The sequence below is a fragment of the Thalassobacillus devorans genome (assembly GCF_900176565.1).
GTDB classification, from domain to species: domain Bacteria; phylum Bacillota; class Bacilli; order Bacillales; family Halobacillaceae; genus Thalassobacillus; species Thalassobacillus devorans_A.
On sequence record NZ_FXEH01000006.1, the window covers coordinates 43628 to 59414 of the forward strand.

Consider the following 15787-nt stretch of genomic DNA (forward strand, 5'->3'; position numbering starts at 1 on the left):
ATGTATCTTCCTTTTCTGATACAATTCACTTAGGATAGAGAGGATTATAGCACAAAAACAAAAGTTAACCTACATGAAATGATGAAATAGATAGTATGACGAAGAGAAAGGAAGTTTTTAATGAGGAAGAAAAGAATATTATTCACCGGTGGAGGCACGGCGGGACATGTCATTGTAAATCTGGCTTTGATTCCGGAATTCAAAGAACAGGGATATGAAATTGATTATATCGGTTCCCACAACGGGATAGAACGTCAATTGATCGAAGATATCGATGGCGTTTCCTACCACGCTATTTCTACCGGAAAACTGCGCCGCTATATGTCGAAAGAAAATTTGAAAGATCCCTTCAAAGTCATGAAAGGAACCGTGCAGGCGTGGAATATCATCCGGAAACGGAAACCCAATGTCATTTTCTCAAAAGGCGGCTTTGTATCTGTGCCAGTAGTAGCGGCGTCATGGATGAACCGTATACCAGCCATTATCCACGAATCCGATTATACACCTGGACTTGCTAATAAACTGGCATCACGATTTGCGAAAAAAATCCTGGCGACTTTCCCGGAAACGATGGAGTATCTACCTGAAGGAAAGAAAGAATACATCGGAGCTGTCATCAGGGAAGAATTATTTGAAGGAAATAAACAAAAAGGATTAGAGATGTGCGGATTCACTGCTTCGAAACCTGTTCTGATGGTTATGGGAGGAAGTATGGGGTCAAAAAAAATCAATGATTCGATCCGAAACCAGCTGGATGAATTGCTGCCGAAAATGCAAATCATTCATATTTGCGGAAAAGGAAATGTGGAAGAATCGGTAAAGCAGCCGGGCTATGCCCAATTTGAATATGTAACGGATGAATTAAAGGATCTTTTTGCTGCGACTGACTTTATCGTCTCCAGGGCAGGTTCCAATGCTATCTTTGAATTCCTGGCCTTACGTAAGCCGATGCTGTTGATTCCATTGTCCCGTCAGGCGAGCCGTGGTGATCAGATTTTAAATGCCGATTCATTCGTTAAGCAAGGGTATGCGAGGAAACTGGAAGAAGAAGATTTGACGGAAGATCGGCTGGTAGCAGAAGTCGATAAGCTGATTAGTTCAAAAGAGGAAATCCTGCGAAATATGGAAAACTATCAAAGTCAGCAAGTCAAAGACAAAGTAGTACAATTGATACAAAGCTATGAAAGATAATAAGGGGATCAGGAGTCGATTATCGTGAAACATGTAATTTGTCATTACTGTAAAAAAGAAGTGAAGGACAGGGATGAGCTGGTTACTGCTTCGAATTGGTTTCGAATCAAGGCTTTTCATTATAAATGCTTCAAGGAACAAGAGCAGGAAATAACCGTTAGCATTAACGCCTGGAATCCCGTCAATGGTCCTGCGGGTAATCTGAGCTTTATCATCATGGTTGTGCTGGCTGTATGGCTGTTGTTGACAGACACGCTCGGCATGATTGGTGATTTAATCGGCCTGGTCGCTTTATATCCCGTTTTTTTACGGGTTCTATCCTTTGTACTCATTGAGCTTACCCTGCCTAAACTAAGTTCAGATAAAAAGCGATAGTACCTGTACTTAAGTTAAGGTGGTCGTTAAGTAGTACGCAAGGAGCGCAAGTATATAAAAGAACTGTATAATGAGTCCTAATATGCTGCATACGAATCCGGCGATGGCAATGTTAATCCCTGCTTCGCCTTTCACCTTGATTTCCCGACTGCTGCTTCGATAGTAAAAAATACCAGCAATTGCACATACCAAACCGAGCAAAGGGATAATGATAGAAAGAATACCTAATGCGAGACCAGTGATCGCTTTGTTATTCGTTAATGCTTTTTCTGTCATGAATGACCGCTCCCTTCCTTTGACTCTTATAAACAGTATAATGCCAAAGAATGGATATTAGAAGGTTTCACATGAATGTGTGAAAGGGTAGACAACTAAAGTGAATCAAATTATGTAGTAAGAAACAAGTAAAGGGGAGATAGTGTATGAGTCTTAGTGAAACGACCAAATTACGTAATCAAGTTGAAATACCTTGGGTAGGATTAGGTGTATATAAAATGGAGGATGGTCAGGAAGTGGTCGACTCCGTTAAAAGTGCTTTAGAAATTGGCTATCGTCATATCGATACTGCTTCCTTTTATAAAAATGAGGAAGGGGTCGGACAGGCAATCAAAGAGAGTGATGTGCCGCGGGAAGATTTATTTGTTACCACAAAGGTATGGAATGATGAACAAGGGTATGAGGAAACATTAGAAGCATTTGACCGCAGCCTTAACAAGCTGGGGCTTGAATATCTTGATCTCTATCTGATTCATTGGCCGGTTCCAGGAAAGTTCGTGGATACCTGGAAGGCGTTAGAGAAGCTTTATAACGATGGAAAAGTGAAAGCAATCGGTGTCAGCAACTTCCTGCCGCATCACCTGGAAGAGGTGATGAAGGATGCAGAAGAAACGCCGATGGTGAATCAAATAGAACTGCATCCGGAACTCCATCAGCAGCAGACAAGAGAATTCTGTGAAGCAAATGACATTCAGGTTGTAGCCTGGTCACCGCTTGCGCGTGCCAAGTATTTTGATGCGCCTGTTTTGAAGGAACTGTCCGAGAAATATGATAAAACGCCAGCCCAGATCATCTTGCGCTGGGATTACCAAAGCGGCATTGTGACCATTCCTAAGTCTGTTAAGAAAGAAAGACAGCAGGAAAATGCCGATATTTTTGATTTTGAATTGACCGAAGAGGAAATCAAGCGTATTGATGAGCTTGATCTGGGAGAAGAAGGCCGCAACGGCCCGCATCCTGACACATTTGATTACTAAAATGCACAAAAGGCATGGCCACATTAAAGGCCATGCCTTTTATTTTTTGACTCAAAGAAACAAGCTGCCTTCGACAAAAGAAATAAGCGTAAAAACAAGAACTAAAAACACAAGGTAAAGCAGCAGAGTCATAAAAAACACTTTTGGTTTTTTAAGGAATGAGATATTTTGTTCAGCCCACGAACTTTTATTACTTAATTTTTTCTCCAACTCATCCAACAGACGGTGAATCTGCTTTTGGTTATTTATATTATTAGCTTCTCTTAATTCATTTATCACCTTAGTAAAGGCTTTTGGTATTACCTGGTTGGTATAATTCTGTTCTTCTTTTCCATTCACTTTTTGTTCCAGACTAATAATTTTATGAAAATAACTGTCTTTTTGACCAGCATCCAGGTGTTTGCTTCTTTCAAATCGCAAAACCAGGTCTCCTAAAAGATTATCTAAGTCGTAATGAGCCTCTAAGTCTACATTCATATCTCTTTCCACCGAACGGAATATCATGATTAATTTATGGCGCGATATATCTTCTTCGCTGACTAACATGCCCTCAACGATATCCAGTAACGTATCGATCGCTTTAAGGATTCTCTCTTTTCTTACTTTTTTTCCAGAAAACCATAAACCTATTGGTCCGAGTATAAAGAACAATAATCCGCTGACGAAAGATACGATAATGTTATTTCGATTCGCTTCCCAGAAGCTTAGAATCCATTCCATCATCTCATCCCTACCTTCCAAGCCTTTGTTTTATCTTATGAGAAGGCTATTTCTATTAATACAAAGAGGTATGCAACACATAGAGTCCTAAAGTTGCATGTTGTACAAATCAGGGAATAAAAAAGACGACCTTACCCTGGGAGAGATAAGGTCGTTTTATATTATAATCAGAAAGGGGAATAACTGATTATTTTTTCTTAGTCATGAAATTTGCACTGTCTGCACGCATGTCGTTGACCGCTTCAAGTCCAGCAGCCAGGGCTGCGTTAGTGATTGGTGTTGTTGTGGTTGGTTCGAAGCAAGTGATGCCAGTGAAGCAGCTCAAGTCTACCTCTACACAAGCACCTGTAGCATACCATCCGTCGTACTGGATTAGATTTAGCGGGAATGAGGATGCGTCACATAGACTAGGGTAGAGCAATTCCAAGACTGCACAGCAGTCATCTTTCACTTTCTTTACACGGAAGAAAGGTGAAGGGATTGGACCGCTACACTCATTTTGGTACTCGAAGATACCCCATGCAAAGTACGGGAGAAGTCCTGCGAAGGTATTCTCACAGCCGCACAAGAGCATGAACGGAATTGTATCATTCCCATTGCCGTTACCTGTTGGTGAGAGCAAGTCTTTGATTGCATTTTCACACGATCCACTACTGCAGCAATTGTTGTTTTCCACTGCATCTTGTGCCTCGGCAATTTTTCTTACTTTGAGGCACACACAGTTGGCTTTTTTACATTTACAACTCATATTTTCCACTCCTTTATTTCTATTACCCGAAGGTACTAATAGAATATGCCGAGGTTACGGGAGTGCATGGGAGTTTGTCTCTAGTGGAGTTGTAAATGTACGAGTGTCCGGGGTAGAAACGCCTAGCTGGACAAGCATGTCATGATTATACTTGTCTCTTTTGGGAAAAACGGGTCAAGTCCTGTTATATCAGCCGCTTCATGTTTTCCAAAGGCTGTTGCTCTCTGACTTCATTCATCGTCCGGAAGGGACAGCCTTTTGCACGCAGTCGGTCAAGCGTATTACGGATCGTGAATAGTTTCGGATCCTCAAGGGACTCCAGTTCTTCCCAAAATAGAGGGGTAGATACACTGGCTGCCCTATTTCCTCGGGGGGAATAGGGGGCGATGATCGTTTTCCCGGGAGCGTGCTGGACATGGTCGATGTACAACCTGCCCTTTCTGTTTTTCTTCAACCGTTCGATCGTGAACAAGTCTGGCTGGTAATTGACTAAAGTAGCAGCGATCACTTCTGTAAACCGGCTTGTCTCCTCGTAATTTAAAGACTTGTCCGGTAATGGCAGATAGACCTGTAGCCCCTTTCCTCCTGAAGTCTTAACAAAATCCTGAATCTCCAGCTCCTGAAAAATGGTATGCAGATATTTAGCAGCCTGGACGGCAAGGTGAAACGATTTATCGTCAGGAGGGTCCAGGTCAAACACAATTTCTGAAGGATAATCGCTATCCCGCTTTTGAAAAGGAATGTGATATTCGATTGCCGCCTGGTTTCCGAACCATGCGATATGGGCCGCTTTCGAGATAAATTGGTCGCCATCTTTCTGTTTCTCAAAAATGTCGGGAGCATAGTCGGGAAGGTTTTTTTGAAAGAATGATTCGTTATCGATCCCATCCGGGTAACGGATGACGGTGATTTTTCTGTCATTTAAAAAAGGTTTCATATAAGGATAAATGTGTCGCAAGTAACCGATAAGCTCGCCTTTCGTTAAAGAAATCTCCGGAAACAAAGGTTTGTCTAAGTTGGTGTATGCGACATCCTTCGGAGGCATACTCAATTGCCAGTCCAATTGAGATAACGTACAATCTTGTGGCTGGACATCCAATCGGAATCCGTGAAAAACCGGCTCTCTTAAGTCTCCTCCATGGATTCCTAGACAATGGATATCCATACAAATAGCGGGCGGTACCTGATAATAATCCCCTTTCTTTGCTCCTCGTTCTTTTACTGTCTGGACCAGCGTTTCCTTTTCAGTTTGGTCTAAGCCATGCTTGCATTTACCGATTGGATATAATGATTCATTTTTATCAAAGATAGCGATATCAAAATAGTCGTTTTGTTGATGATAACCAGTGACAATTCCAGTGATTGTCCGCCAATTCTTGATCTTTTTCCATTTTTCATTTTTCCCTGCTTCATAAAGAGCCGATCTAAGTTTGGCAACTATCCCTTCTCCAAGATGATCGTCCATACACTGCTGGATGTCCTGCTTTCGAGTGGATGGTTTCACATACCCGAAAGGGACAGCTTGTTCGATCGAAAGGGATAGATTTAATAACCGGAATAATCGCTCCAGCTGTTTTTTTCTTTCGGTATAAGGGGCTGTCAATTTATTACCTTCCCACTCGAGAATGTCGAAGGCAAGAAGATGGGCAGGACGTTTACTCTTTTCTTTATGGATCCGTGCCTTGTTGCTCATCCGTGAGCGCGTTTGCAATGTATGAAAATCGGACTGGTATAACGTGTTCAATACAACTAATTCACCATCCAGAACAATGGGAAGGTGATCCTTAACCTTGCTCGTTTGCTCGGTAAAAAAGACACTGACTTCCGGGAATTGTTTTGTCAGTGACTTGCCGTTACGGCTGATCAGTTCCACTTTAGCTTCATCCCAGTGGACGAGGCAGCGGAACCCATCATATTTCACTTCGTATAACCAATTTTTTCCCTTTGGTAAGCTATTATCAAGTACGGGCTGCATGGTTTTATATTTCATGACGACACCACCTTTAGCGTTAGTTTGGCAATCGAAAGAAATGCTAAACATAATTATTCCCGGGATGTTTAAACTAATGAAAAAGAAGGTGAAGCAATGCACACGATGTGGAAAGGGACTATCAGTTTTGGACTGGTAAATATCCCGGTCAAATTACATGCGGCTACAGAAAATAAAGATGTAAAGATGCGTCAGCTCCATAAGGAATGTCAATCCCCCATCAAGTATGAAAAAGTATGTCCTGTTTGTGAACGGGAAGTGGAACAGGAAGAAATCGTCAAAGGCTATGAGTATGCAAAGAATAAATTTGTATTGCTCGATGACGAAGAGATGGAAGAATTAAAAAAGGAAAACACCGACAAGTCAGTGGAAATTGTTGATTTTGTCGATCTCAAGGAAATCGATCCGATTTATTTTGAGAAAAGTTACTTTCTTTCTCCTAACGAGGGCGGTTCCAAGGCTTATGTACTGCTGAGGGAAGCGTTGCAGGATACTGGTAAAATCGGTGTTGCAAAAATATTGATCCGTGCCAAGGAGCAGCTGGCTGTTATCCGCGTCTATCAGAATACGCTGGTAATGGAGACGATTCATTATCCGGATGAAGTTCGTCAGACGGCAGATGTACCTAACGTACCTGAACAAGGAGAGACCGTTAAAAAAGAATTAGATACGGCGAAAATGCTGATTGATCAGTTGACGACAGAGTTTGATCCGGAAAAATACCAGGACGATTATCGTAATGCTTTGCTGGAACTGATTGAGGAGAAGAAAAGTGGGGATCAAGTGGCGACAGCGAAGGACAAAAAAGCGCCTGATAATGTAACCAACCTGATGGATGCACTCCAGGCTTCTCTTGATAAAGCAAATAAAAGTGGGGCAAAAACGGGTAAAAAGAAAACGACTGCAAAGAAAAGCAATACAACCAAAAAGAGTACGGATTCCAAGAGCAAAGCTAAAAAGAATGCCTGATCCGTTTCAAAAATGTAATAAGGCTGTCCATCTAATGGACAGCCTTATGAATCCTGTTATTGCTGATAGCCTTTTGTAACCAGGTCCAGTTTGCCAGTTTCCGGATCAATGACGAGTCCATGGACTGGTGTATCTTTCGGAAGCAGTGGATGATTGCGAAGAATATCAACACTATTCTGAACGGATGTTTCCACACTTTCGAATCCCTGAAGCCAGTCATTCACGTTGACACCGGCATATTCTAATGTTGTTAAAGTTTCATCGCTGACACCTTGATCTTTCATCTTGGAGATCGTACTAGCGCCATCGAAGTTCTTCATGCCACAGCCATGGTGACCGATTACCATGATTTCATCAGCTTTCAGTTCATACGCAGCTACAAATAAGCTTCGCACGACGCTGTCAAATGGGTCGGTGACAATGGCACCGGCATTTTTGACCATTTTGACATCGCCATTTTTTACATTCAAGGCGCGGGGAAGCAGTTCCACCAGTCTGGTATCCATACAGCTTAAGATGGCAAGCTTTTTATTCGGAAACTTGTCCGTCTTGTAGTCTAAGTATTTTTCCTCTTCAACGAATTTACTGTTATAATCCAGTATCTCATCTAATAACATCGAATCCCTCCTAATTAGCTTATCTAATATTCTAACGAAAAAGCTTCCGATTTGCAGGTATTTTGATAATTCGGGTATGATTTAGGAAACAATTGGCACGACGTGTAAGGAGACATGCGGATGGACATGCAACTGGTTGAGGTTTATATTCCTAATAAGCGGTTTGAATCAGTATATGAAAAGCTGCAAAGTTTCGACGCACAGTCTATCTGGGTTTCGAACGAGTCAGAAGACCGGAAGCTGGTACGTATTTTAGTAACGACAAAAGATGTAGAAGATGTATTGGATTATTTGGAAGGCGTATCAGGCGTAGTAGATGGGTTTGAAACGATGCTTCTTCCGGTTCGGGCATATTTTTCTAAAGAAACCGTCAATAAAGCTGAAGATAAGGAAGAAGAGAAAGAGAACGAGGAAGAAGACAAAGAAGCATTGCTTTTGCGGGCCAGTCGTCATGAATTGATCAGTAACGTAGAAAAAAGCAGCAATATTAATTTGAATTATACGATGATGATCGTTTTATCTGCCATTGTAGCAACCGTTGGGTTCATCAAAGACAGTGAAGCAGTTGTCATTGGTGCAATGGTAATCGCTCCCATGATCGGCCCTGTCATTGCTATCGCTTTTGCTTCGATACTCGGTGATTATAAACGCCTATGGAAAGCCTTTCAGGCATCTATCTTTGGGGTTCTTATCGTTATTTTCATTTCAGTGACACTTGGTTATTTTTTCAATGTCGATTTAAAAACCGCCCAGTACTGGGCTCGAACAGAGGTATCCATATCAGATATATTCCTGGGGATTGCTTCCGGGGCAGCCGGGGCTCTGGCTTTTTTGAACCGACTATCCGGAAACCTGGTCGGTGTAATGGTAGCGGTAGCATTACTTCCCCCCACAGTCGCCTTGGGTATTTCCATCGGTGAGGGATTATGGGGGAATGCATATGGGGCTTTTTTACTCCTGATGCTTAATATTTCTTCTATTTTATTAGCTGCTGTCTCGATTTTTTCGATTGCAGGTATTCGCCCGATCCGGTGGGAAGAGGTGCAAAAGGCCAACGTATCCCGGCCATTATCGATTGTATTTATAACGTTATTGGTAATCATTTTGGCATTAACTATCTTGTTCGGACAGGGAGTATTAGGGACATTTGTCGAAATATATAGCACGAAAGTTTCATTTAACTGTTGATTAAATATTTTGAAAACTATATAATAAATAATTATTAAGAAAAGGAGGCCACGACAATGAAAAAGCGTCTAGTTTTAAATGTGCAAGACCAATTTCATAAGAAACGTGGCCCGGTTGATGCCTGAATAGATAATCATGCACAACCACCCTGTTTAAATTATTGCGGAAAAAAGGCCACGTATAGCTTCGTGGCCTTTTTATATGTATTTGGCATACGTCACGGACGTATGCCTTTTTACGTTGGTAAGGCAATGCCTATTGCTTACTATAAAATTTTTTAGGAGGAATTAGTATGGAAATTTGTAAGCGTTTGAAGAAGCAGGTAACAGAAGAATGGAAAGATGGCGGATAGCAACTAAATCAGAAGGGATGTGGAGAAGTTCATGTTTGGTGTGTTCAGTAAGTTAGGGTGGTTTTTTAAATTACATTGGAAAAGGTACACATTTGCGATCATTGCTTTGGTCATTGCGAGTGTGATTGATATTATCCCGCCAAAATTAGTGGGAATGGCAATTGATGAAATTCAATTCAACAGTCTCAGTTTGGAGCGGTTAGCAGAAATTATGTTGATTTATGGAGGCCTGATCGTCGCAAGTTATACGATATCCTTCCTATGGGACTATACGTTATTCGGCGGGGCAATCATGATGGAGCAGGCGATGCGCTCGAAATTGATGAATCATTTTCTCAGGATGACGCCAAGTTTCTTCCAAAAGTTCCGGACTGGAGATTTGATGGCGAGGGCTACCAATGATCTAAGGGCATTGAATATGACGGCTGGTTTCGGTATTCTTACCCTCGTTGATTCCACGATTTTCATGTTCCTCTTGATTGCAGTTATGGGATTTACGATCAGCTGGAAACTGACACTGGCAGCGCTGATTCCATTACCGATCATGGCTGTGGTGATGAACCGCTATGGAAAAGCGATACACAAGCGGTTTATGGAAGCACAGAAAGCTTTTGGAAACATGAACGATGATGTCCTCGAATCTGTGAAGGGTGTAAGGGTCATACGTGCCTTTGTGCAGGAAAAGCAGGATGAAACTCGATTCAAGGCTATGACGGAAGATGTTTATGACAAGAATGTTGAGGTCGCTAAAATTGATGCCATGTTCGAACCGACAATAACGATATTAGTAGGAATCTCTTACACGATTGGATTGGGGTACGGCTCGTCCCTGGTTTTTCAAAACGTGATGACGCTTGGAGAACTGGTTTCATTCAACGTTTATCTCGGAATGCTGATTTGGCCGATGTTTGCAGTTGGAGAACTGATCAATGTCATGCAACGGGGAAATGCATCGCTTGATCGTGTAAATGAAACGCTGAACCATAAACCCGATGTCATTGATCCTTCTCAGCCGAAACGACAAAAGCGACCAGGAAGAATTGTATTTAAGGATGTTTCCTTCCAGTATCCTGAAAGCTCATTGACAGGCCTGCAGGGGATTGACCTGGAAATTGAACCCGGGCAGACAATTGGCGTCGTTGGTAAAACAGGAGCAGGGAAGACCACGCTGTTTCGACAGTTGTTAAGAGACTATCCTGGTATGACCGGTTCTTTGACGATTTCTAACACGCCGATCTCAGACTTTTCATTAGAAACTACACGAGCGTGGATTGGTTATGTGCCTCAGGAACAAGTATTGTTTTCAAAAACCGTGAGGGAAAACATACAATTCGGCAAAGCGGATGCCAGTGATGACGAAATCTACCAAGTAATGGAGCTTGCTCATTTTCTCGAGGATATCAAAAACTTGAGTGAAGGTTTGGATACAAAGGTCGGTGAAAGCGGAGTCACCTTGTCGGGAGGTCAGAAACAGCGAGTAGCGATTGCAAGAGCTTTTGTCATGGAGCCAGAGATTTTGATTCTGGATGATGCCATGTCAGCGGTTGATGGAAAGACAGAAGCGAATATCATTCAACATCTCAAAGAAGAACGAAAAGGGAAGACCACATTGATTGCTGCCCATCGTCTATCTGCAGTTGCCCATGCTGACCATATTATTGTACTGGAGGATGGCAAAATTGTGGAAGAAGGCAGCCACCAGCAATTGATGAAATCGCGTGGCTGGTACCGGTCCCAATATGAACTTCAGCAAATGGATGAAAAGGGGGCGGTCTCGTGAGAGCAGGACACAAGACAGAGAAGAAATTGTTTCACTACGCATGGATGTTTCGTAAACCCATCAGCATCGGATTAATTTGCCTTGTTCTTGCAGTAGCACTGGAACTTACTGGTCCATTTATCGCAAAAAGACTGATTGATCAGCATGTCGTTGGCATTGAATCGACCTGGCATCAAGTAAAAAGTGAGGATGACTATACGGTTAATTATCAAGGAGCCTTATACAAACGGGAAGACCGTCTTGGTGGGAGTGAAACTACGGATAATCCAGCCACCATTCTTCAAGTAGGGAGCAGCTATTATTTTGTTGATCAAATGGTGCCTACGACAGGAAAAAGAGAAATAGAAGGCGAAACGCTGGCGATACAGACCCCGGATGAAAAGCTGTCTGCACAGGCAGAAAAGCTTTCCCTGACAGAACTTTATCGCTTCTTTCAGCCGGAGCGGCCGGCGATATACCGTCTGTTAGGGTTGTATGTTGGATTACTATTAATTGCGGCAGTATTTCAGTTCTGGAATACATTTTTATTGCAAAGGACATCGAATCGAATCATACAGCAGATGCGGGAAGATGTCTTCGCCCATATCCAGCGGCTGCCGATCAGCTACTTTATCAATCAGCCGGCAGGGAAGGTTGTTGCCCGTGTCACGAATGATACAGAAGCGATACGCGAGCTTTACGTACGTGTTTTGGCTACATTTGTGACCAGTTTTGTTTATATGACAGGTATTTATATCGCTTTATTTTTGCTTGATGTACGGCTGGCGGTTATGTGTCTGCTGCTGTTGCCGATTATAGCGTTATGGATGCGTGTTTATAAATATTATGGTGGAAAATATAACAAAGTTGTCCGTTCTACGGTTAGTGATATGAATGGAAACATCAATGAAGCAATCCAGGGCATGTCGATTATCCAGGCTTTTCGTAGACAACATCAGACATCAGAAGAATTTGAGGCTTTGAACAGTAAGCATTTCACCTATCAGAAGAAGCTCATTCGTCTGAGTGCATTAACTTCCCATAACCTGGTTAATGTTTTGAGGAACCTGGCATTTGTAGCATTCATCTGGTACTTTGGGTCCCAGTCCATCAGCGCACAAGGAGTAATCACGGTCGGCGTTCTCTACGCTTTTGTCGACTATTTAACCCGGCTGTTTCAGCCTGTCAACGACCTTGTCAACCAGCTTCCCCAGCTGCAACAGGCCCGGGTAGCAGCCGGACGGGTATTTGAAATGATGGAAGAGGAAGGCGAGGATGTCAAAGATACCAAAGTTCCCCGCTATAAAGGGCACGTCCGCTTTGATCATGTGTCTTTTGCTTACGAAAAAGATGAATATATCTTAAAAGATATCGACTTTGAAGTAACAGCAGGACAAACGGCAGCATTTGTCGGCCATACCGGTTCGGGGAAAAGTTCCATCATGAATTTGCTGTTTCGTTTTTATGACCCGCAGAAAGGGACTATTACAATTGACGGGCAGGATACAAAAAGTTGGTCACGCCAGCAGGTACGAAGTCATATGGGAATAGTATTGCAGGATCCATTTTTGTTTACAGGAACTATTTTGTCGAATGTTACGATGAATGATCCTGATATTTCCCGGGAAATGGCGATTCATGCTCTGAAGGCTGTTGGGGCAGATAGATTTATTGAAAAGCTGCCAAATCAGTATGATGAACCTGTTAAAGAGAAAGGGAGCTCGTTTTCCACGGGGGAACGCCAGCTTATTTCTTTTGCCAGGGCGCTTGCTTTTGACCCGGCGATACTTATCCTCGATGAAGCGACCGCAAATATCGATACGGAAACGGAAAAACTGATTCAGGAGGCACTCCAGGTCCTTAAGCAGGGGCGCACCACCCTTGTCATCGCCCATCGGCTATCTACGATTCAACAGGCAGATCAAATTTTTGTACTTCAGCATGGTACAATGATGGAAAAGGGAACACATGAACAATTGCTTGCTGAAGAAGGACTTTATTATCAAATGTATCAAATGCAGCAGGGAAAAGTGAAAGCAGCTGCCATGTGATTTCCTTCATTCTGTTAATAAGGTGGCGGCATCATGGGGAAAGATGAACAGAAGAAAGATATAATTGATGAGGATCTTTATGAAGAAATAGATGAAGAAGAGATGTTTGAGCTTGTCCAGGAAGAAAAGCGAAAAGCCATCGCTCGTGCCCGTGAAGAAAAAGAGAAGCCTGGGCGCCCGTTTCCCAAATGGGCGTTTTGGCTTGTCGCTATCGTAATGGTCTTGAATCTGGCAGCGGTAATCCCGCAAACTTATTCGATCCCTGCCATTGATTTTTTGGTCACTTCTGCTAAGTTATCTGCCAACCCGGATATTGACGAGTATCAGGACGCTGTAGTGGTTGTTCAAGGGGGAGAAAGTAAAGGGACGGGATTCGCTATATCAAGTAATGGCACAATTATTACAAATCATCATGTCATTGAGAATGAAAAGAGGATATCTGTAGCTTTTCCGGAGGAAGGGTTGTTTCATGCAGAGGTTAAGGCTTCTTACCCGGATGTCGACCTGGCCGTTCTGGCGGTGGAAGGCGAATCTCTTCCGCATCTTGAGCTGGCGGAAAGCACTGCCTTTGAAACGGATGAATCCTTTTATTTTATTGGTAACCCCCTTCGTTTTACAGGAATTGCTAACCAGGGGACCATCATCGATTATATCCAGCTGGACAACTGGGAAAAACCTGTGATGATGCTAGATGCCCCAGTGTATAGGGGAAACAGCGGGAGTCCTGTTATCAATGATGAAGGGCAAGTGATAGGTGTGGTGTTCGCCACACTGAAACACGACGTGCATGGGAAAGTCGGACTTGCGGTTCCGATTGATTATTTCCATGAGAATATCAGGCAATAAATAGAAGGAGCCCCGTTACCTGTGTAACGGGGCTCTTTTGGAATAGTTAGGAATATAGGAACTCATGATTCTATCACGTTTCCCAGGGTGGGGATGGGGTGGAACTTGAATAATTCAGCAAAATGAATCAAATTGTAAGTCATTCGTTCGATATTGTCGAGTGCCACATGATCTCGGGAGATATCCACTGCTTCTTCTTGACCTGATTCATGTCGCCCCTCGTAGGTGGCGTGCGCATGGGGAGGGATGGTAAATCCAATCATAGAAAGTTGATAGAAAATCGATTGAGCAGCAGAGCGGCCGCCATCTTCTTTTGCACCGGCTACAACAACCCCGCTAACTTTATTATAAAAAAGGGACTGTCCCTTTTTATTTTGCAACTTTTGATAACCTTGAAGCCGTTCCAGTATAAGACTGGCGATGCTGCTTTTTTCTCCCATGGAAATCGGTGTCCCGATAATTACGATATCGGCTTCCTTGATCTTATTAAATATGAATGGCCAATCATCATCGCCATCGAGACGGTCGGTGATACCGAAAGAGATATGGAAATCCCTTAAATGAATCCGGTTCGTATCAATCTGTTCCCTCTGTAATATTTTTGTTGCTTCATGAAGTAATTGTTCTGTTTCACTGGCGTCTGTTCCTCGTTTTAATGTCGTATTTAATAGAACAGCTTTCAATCCTTACCCTCCTTTCGCCAACAATCTTACTGTGTTTATACCTGTTATGAAAAAGAGCTAAACCACTCGGAATAACTTACCTCCCAAGTTTTACTATATATGACAAAGGGAAAAATAATTATAAATCACCAGTCTTTTATGAGGAGGGGTTACATGTTATATTTTGCAAGTACATTAAAAAACTATAATATCCAGGCCAATGATGGGGAGCTTGGCAAAGTGAAAGACTTATATTTTGATGATAAGAAATGGACGGTCCGCTACTTAGTGGCTGATACAAGGAAATGGCTGCCTGGAAAGAAAGTGGTAGTCTCTCCTTCCGGGGTAAAGGCAATCGACACTGAAGAACAAGTAATCCATGTGGAAAATAATAAAGAAGATATACGGAATAATGCGGCCTTGGAAGAAAAGCAGGACTTTTCTTATGAGAAAGAAATGGAATTGTCCGATACCTTTGGTTGGAAACAATATTGGACAGGGGAATTTCTATGGGGCGGCTATTTGACACCGATGGACCCGATGGAGGAACCAGCGAGAGCAGCTGAGCCCCAAACGACAAAGGAACCCCCTATCAATGATAATGTTCATGGCAGGAATGATAAACTGCGCAGCGCCGAAAACATTAAAGGTGAGTTTAAACACGGAGTTGTGCACGGAGAAAATGGCCAAATCGGCTATATAAAAGATATCATGATTGATGAGGATACTTGGAGAATAAGATATTTACTTGTAGATACGAGCGAATGGTCTACAAATGAACGGGTGCTGTTATCGCCGGATTGGCTGCAATCGGTAGATTGGTTAGCGAATGATTTTTATATAGATCTAAAACTGGAAACGATTGAAGAAGGTCCTAATTATGAGAAAGACCAAATAGTGTCAAAAGAATTCGAAGAGATGATTTATCGAAAATATCGCAAAGAACCCTATTGGCAGTAATACGAATATAGTTTAAGGCCTCACCAGGTGGTGGGGCTTTTTTCTTACCTGGATTTTGTCCACAGGAAATTGGGCCTATATTTTGAAATCATCATTTAATAAAATG

At 42.5% G+C, this 15787-nt stretch carries 15 protein-coding genes; 9 read left to right on the plus strand and 6 right to left on the minus strand.

The genetic code is table 11. The annotated features are described in order from the left end of the window. Positions 1-120: 120 nt before the first annotated feature. Both B9Y67_RS11115 and B9Y67_RS11120 read left to right on the plus strand, forming a co-directional pair. Positions 121-1191 (plus strand): undecaprenyldiphospho-muramoylpentapeptide beta-N-acetylglucosaminyltransferase, encoded by a 1071-nt coding sequence (locus B9Y67_RS11115; RefSeq protein ID WP_085506797.1) that lies wholly within the window; start codon positions 121-123, stop codon positions 1189-1191. Between the two features lie 24 nt (positions 1192-1215). Continuing rightward, the gene (locus tag B9Y67_RS11120; RefSeq protein WP_085506798.1) at positions 1216-1566 is read left to right on the plus strand and encodes a hypothetical protein; all 351 of its coding nucleotides are present in this window, start codon (positions 1216-1218) and stop codon (positions 1564-1566) included. Between the two features lie 9 nt (positions 1567-1575). Here B9Y67_RS11120 and B9Y67_RS11125 read toward each other — a convergent pair whose 3' ends face one another. Next, positions 1576-1842: a hypothetical protein gene (locus tag B9Y67_RS11125; protein ID WP_085506799.1), complete on the minus strand. Its 267-nt coding sequence runs from the start codon at positions 1840-1842 to the stop codon at positions 1576-1578. A 146-nt stretch (positions 1843-1988) separates the two neighbouring features. Between B9Y67_RS11125 and B9Y67_RS11130 the strand changes: the two genes are divergently transcribed. Then, the gene (locus B9Y67_RS11130) at positions 1989-2819 is read left to right on the plus strand and encodes an aldo/keto reductase (RefSeq protein ID WP_085506800.1); all 831 of its coding nucleotides are present in this window, start codon (positions 1989-1991) and stop codon (positions 2817-2819) included. A 51-nt stretch (positions 2820-2870) separates the two neighbouring features. Here the strand turns inward: B9Y67_RS11130 and B9Y67_RS11135 are convergent, their stop codons facing one another. The 3 genes from B9Y67_RS11135 to ligD form a co-directional block, all read right to left on the minus strand. Beyond that, positions 2871-3542, minus strand: a complete 672-nt coding sequence (locus B9Y67_RS11135; RefSeq protein ID WP_085506801.1) for a hypothetical protein — start codon at positions 3540-3542, stop codon at positions 2871-2873. 184 nt (positions 3543-3726) lie between these two features. Beyond that, on the minus strand, positions 3727-4287 hold the full coding sequence (locus B9Y67_RS11140) for a CotY/CotZ family spore coat protein (RefSeq protein ID WP_085506802.1): 561 nt from the start codon (positions 4285-4287) through the stop codon (positions 3727-3729). Positions 4288-4471: 184 nt separating this feature from the next. Further along, positions 4472-6277, minus strand: coding sequence for a DNA ligase D (gene ligD, locus B9Y67_RS11145; protein WP_176223973.1), 1806 nt, complete (start codon positions 6275-6277; stop codon positions 4472-4474). A 96-nt stretch (positions 6278-6373) separates the two neighbouring features. On the opposite strand from ligD, the gene ku reads away from it, so the two are divergent. Further along, positions 6374-7246: a non-homologous end joining protein Ku gene (gene ku / locus B9Y67_RS11150; RefSeq protein WP_085506804.1), complete on the plus strand. Its 873-nt coding sequence runs from the start codon at positions 6374-6376 to the stop codon at positions 7244-7246. Positions 7247-7302: 56 nt separating this feature from the next. Here ku and B9Y67_RS11155 read toward each other — a convergent pair whose 3' ends face one another. Then, positions 7303-7863: a beta-class carbonic anhydrase gene (locus B9Y67_RS11155; RefSeq protein WP_085506805.1), complete on the minus strand. Its 561-nt coding sequence runs from the start codon at positions 7861-7863 to the stop codon at positions 7303-7305. A 120-nt stretch (positions 7864-7983) separates the two neighbouring features. Between B9Y67_RS11155 and B9Y67_RS11160 the strand changes: the two genes are divergently transcribed. From B9Y67_RS11160 to B9Y67_RS11175, 4 genes are all read left to right on the plus strand, one after another. After that, positions 7984-9051, plus strand: coding sequence for a TIGR00341 family protein (locus tag B9Y67_RS11160; protein ID WP_085506806.1), 1068 nt, complete (start codon positions 7984-7986; stop codon positions 9049-9051). A gap of 383 nt (positions 9052-9434) precedes the next feature. Continuing rightward, positions 9435-11183 carry an ABC transporter ATP-binding protein gene (locus B9Y67_RS11165; RefSeq protein WP_085506807.1) on the plus strand — a complete coding sequence of 583 codons (1749 nt, stop codon included), beginning with the start codon at positions 9435-9437 and terminating at the stop codon, positions 11181-11183. 44 nt (positions 11184-11227) lie between these two features. Next, positions 11228-13213 carry an ABC transporter ATP-binding protein gene (locus B9Y67_RS11170; protein WP_085509156.1) on the plus strand — a complete coding sequence of 662 codons (1986 nt, stop codon included), beginning with the start codon at positions 11228-11230 and terminating at the stop codon, positions 13211-13213. 33 nt (positions 13214-13246) lie between these two features. Then, the gene (locus B9Y67_RS11175; RefSeq protein ID WP_085506808.1) at positions 13247-14059 is read left to right on the plus strand and encodes a S1C family serine protease; all 813 of its coding nucleotides are present in this window, start codon (positions 13247-13249) and stop codon (positions 14057-14059) included. A 62-nt stretch (positions 14060-14121) separates the two neighbouring features. Here the strand turns inward: B9Y67_RS11175 and B9Y67_RS11180 are convergent, their stop codons facing one another. Next, positions 14122-14742: a flavodoxin family protein gene (locus B9Y67_RS11180; RefSeq protein ID WP_085506809.1), complete on the minus strand. Its 621-nt coding sequence runs from the start codon at positions 14740-14742 to the stop codon at positions 14122-14124. Positions 14743-14895: 153 nt separating this feature from the next. On the opposite strand from B9Y67_RS11180, the gene B9Y67_RS11185 reads away from it, so the two are divergent. Beyond that, positions 14896-15681: a PRC-barrel domain-containing protein gene (locus B9Y67_RS11185; protein WP_176223974.1), complete on the plus strand. Its 786-nt coding sequence runs from the start codon at positions 14896-14898 to the stop codon at positions 15679-15681. Positions 15682-15787 lie beyond the last annotated feature (106 nt).

What these genes read in the sequence shown, in the direction of transcription:
- B9Y67_RS11115 (WP_085506797.1), top strand. Translation starts at nt 121, where the DNA reads ATGAGGAAGAAAAGAATATTATTCACCGGTGGAGGCACGGCGGGACAT.
- B9Y67_RS11125 (WP_085506799.1), bottom strand. Translation starts at nt 1,842, where the DNA reads ATGACAGAAAAAGCATTAACGAATAACAAAGCGATCACTGGTCTCGCA.
- B9Y67_RS11130 (WP_085506800.1), top strand. Translation starts at nt 1,989, where the DNA reads ATGAGTCTTAGTGAAACGACCAAATTACGTAATCAAGTTGAAATACCT.
- B9Y67_RS11135 (WP_085506801.1), bottom strand. Translation starts at nt 3,542, where the DNA reads ATGATGGAATGGATTCTAAGCTTCTGGGAAGCGAATCGAAATAACATT.
- B9Y67_RS11140 (WP_085506802.1), bottom strand. Translation starts at nt 4,287, where the DNA reads ATGAGTTGTAAATGTAAAAAAGCCAACTGTGTGTGCCTCAAAGTAAGA.
- ligD (WP_176223973.1), bottom strand. Translation starts at nt 6,277, where the DNA reads ATGAAATATAAAACCATGCAGCCCGTACTTGATAATAGCTTACCAAAG.
- ku (WP_085506804.1), top strand. Translation starts at nt 6,374, where the DNA reads ATGCACACGATGTGGAAAGGGACTATCAGTTTTGGACTGGTAAATATC.
- B9Y67_RS11155 (WP_085506805.1), bottom strand. Translation starts at nt 7,863, where the DNA reads ATGTTATTAGATGAGATACTGGATTATAACAGTAAATTCGTTGAAGAG.
- B9Y67_RS11160 (WP_085506806.1), top strand. Translation starts at nt 7,984, where the DNA reads ATGGACATGCAACTGGTTGAGGTTTATATTCCTAATAAGCGGTTTGAA.
- B9Y67_RS11165 (WP_085506807.1), top strand. Translation starts at nt 9,435, where the DNA reads ATGTTTGGTGTGTTCAGTAAGTTAGGGTGGTTTTTTAAATTACATTGG.
- B9Y67_RS11170 (WP_085509156.1), top strand. Translation starts at nt 11,228, where the DNA reads ATGTTTCGTAAACCCATCAGCATCGGATTAATTTGCCTTGTTCTTGCA.
- B9Y67_RS11175 (WP_085506808.1), top strand. Translation starts at nt 13,247, where the DNA reads ATGGGGAAAGATGAACAGAAGAAAGATATAATTGATGAGGATCTTTAT.
- B9Y67_RS11185 (WP_176223974.1), top strand. Translation starts at nt 14,896, where the DNA reads ATGTTATATTTTGCAAGTACATTAAAAAACTATAATATCCAGGCCAAT.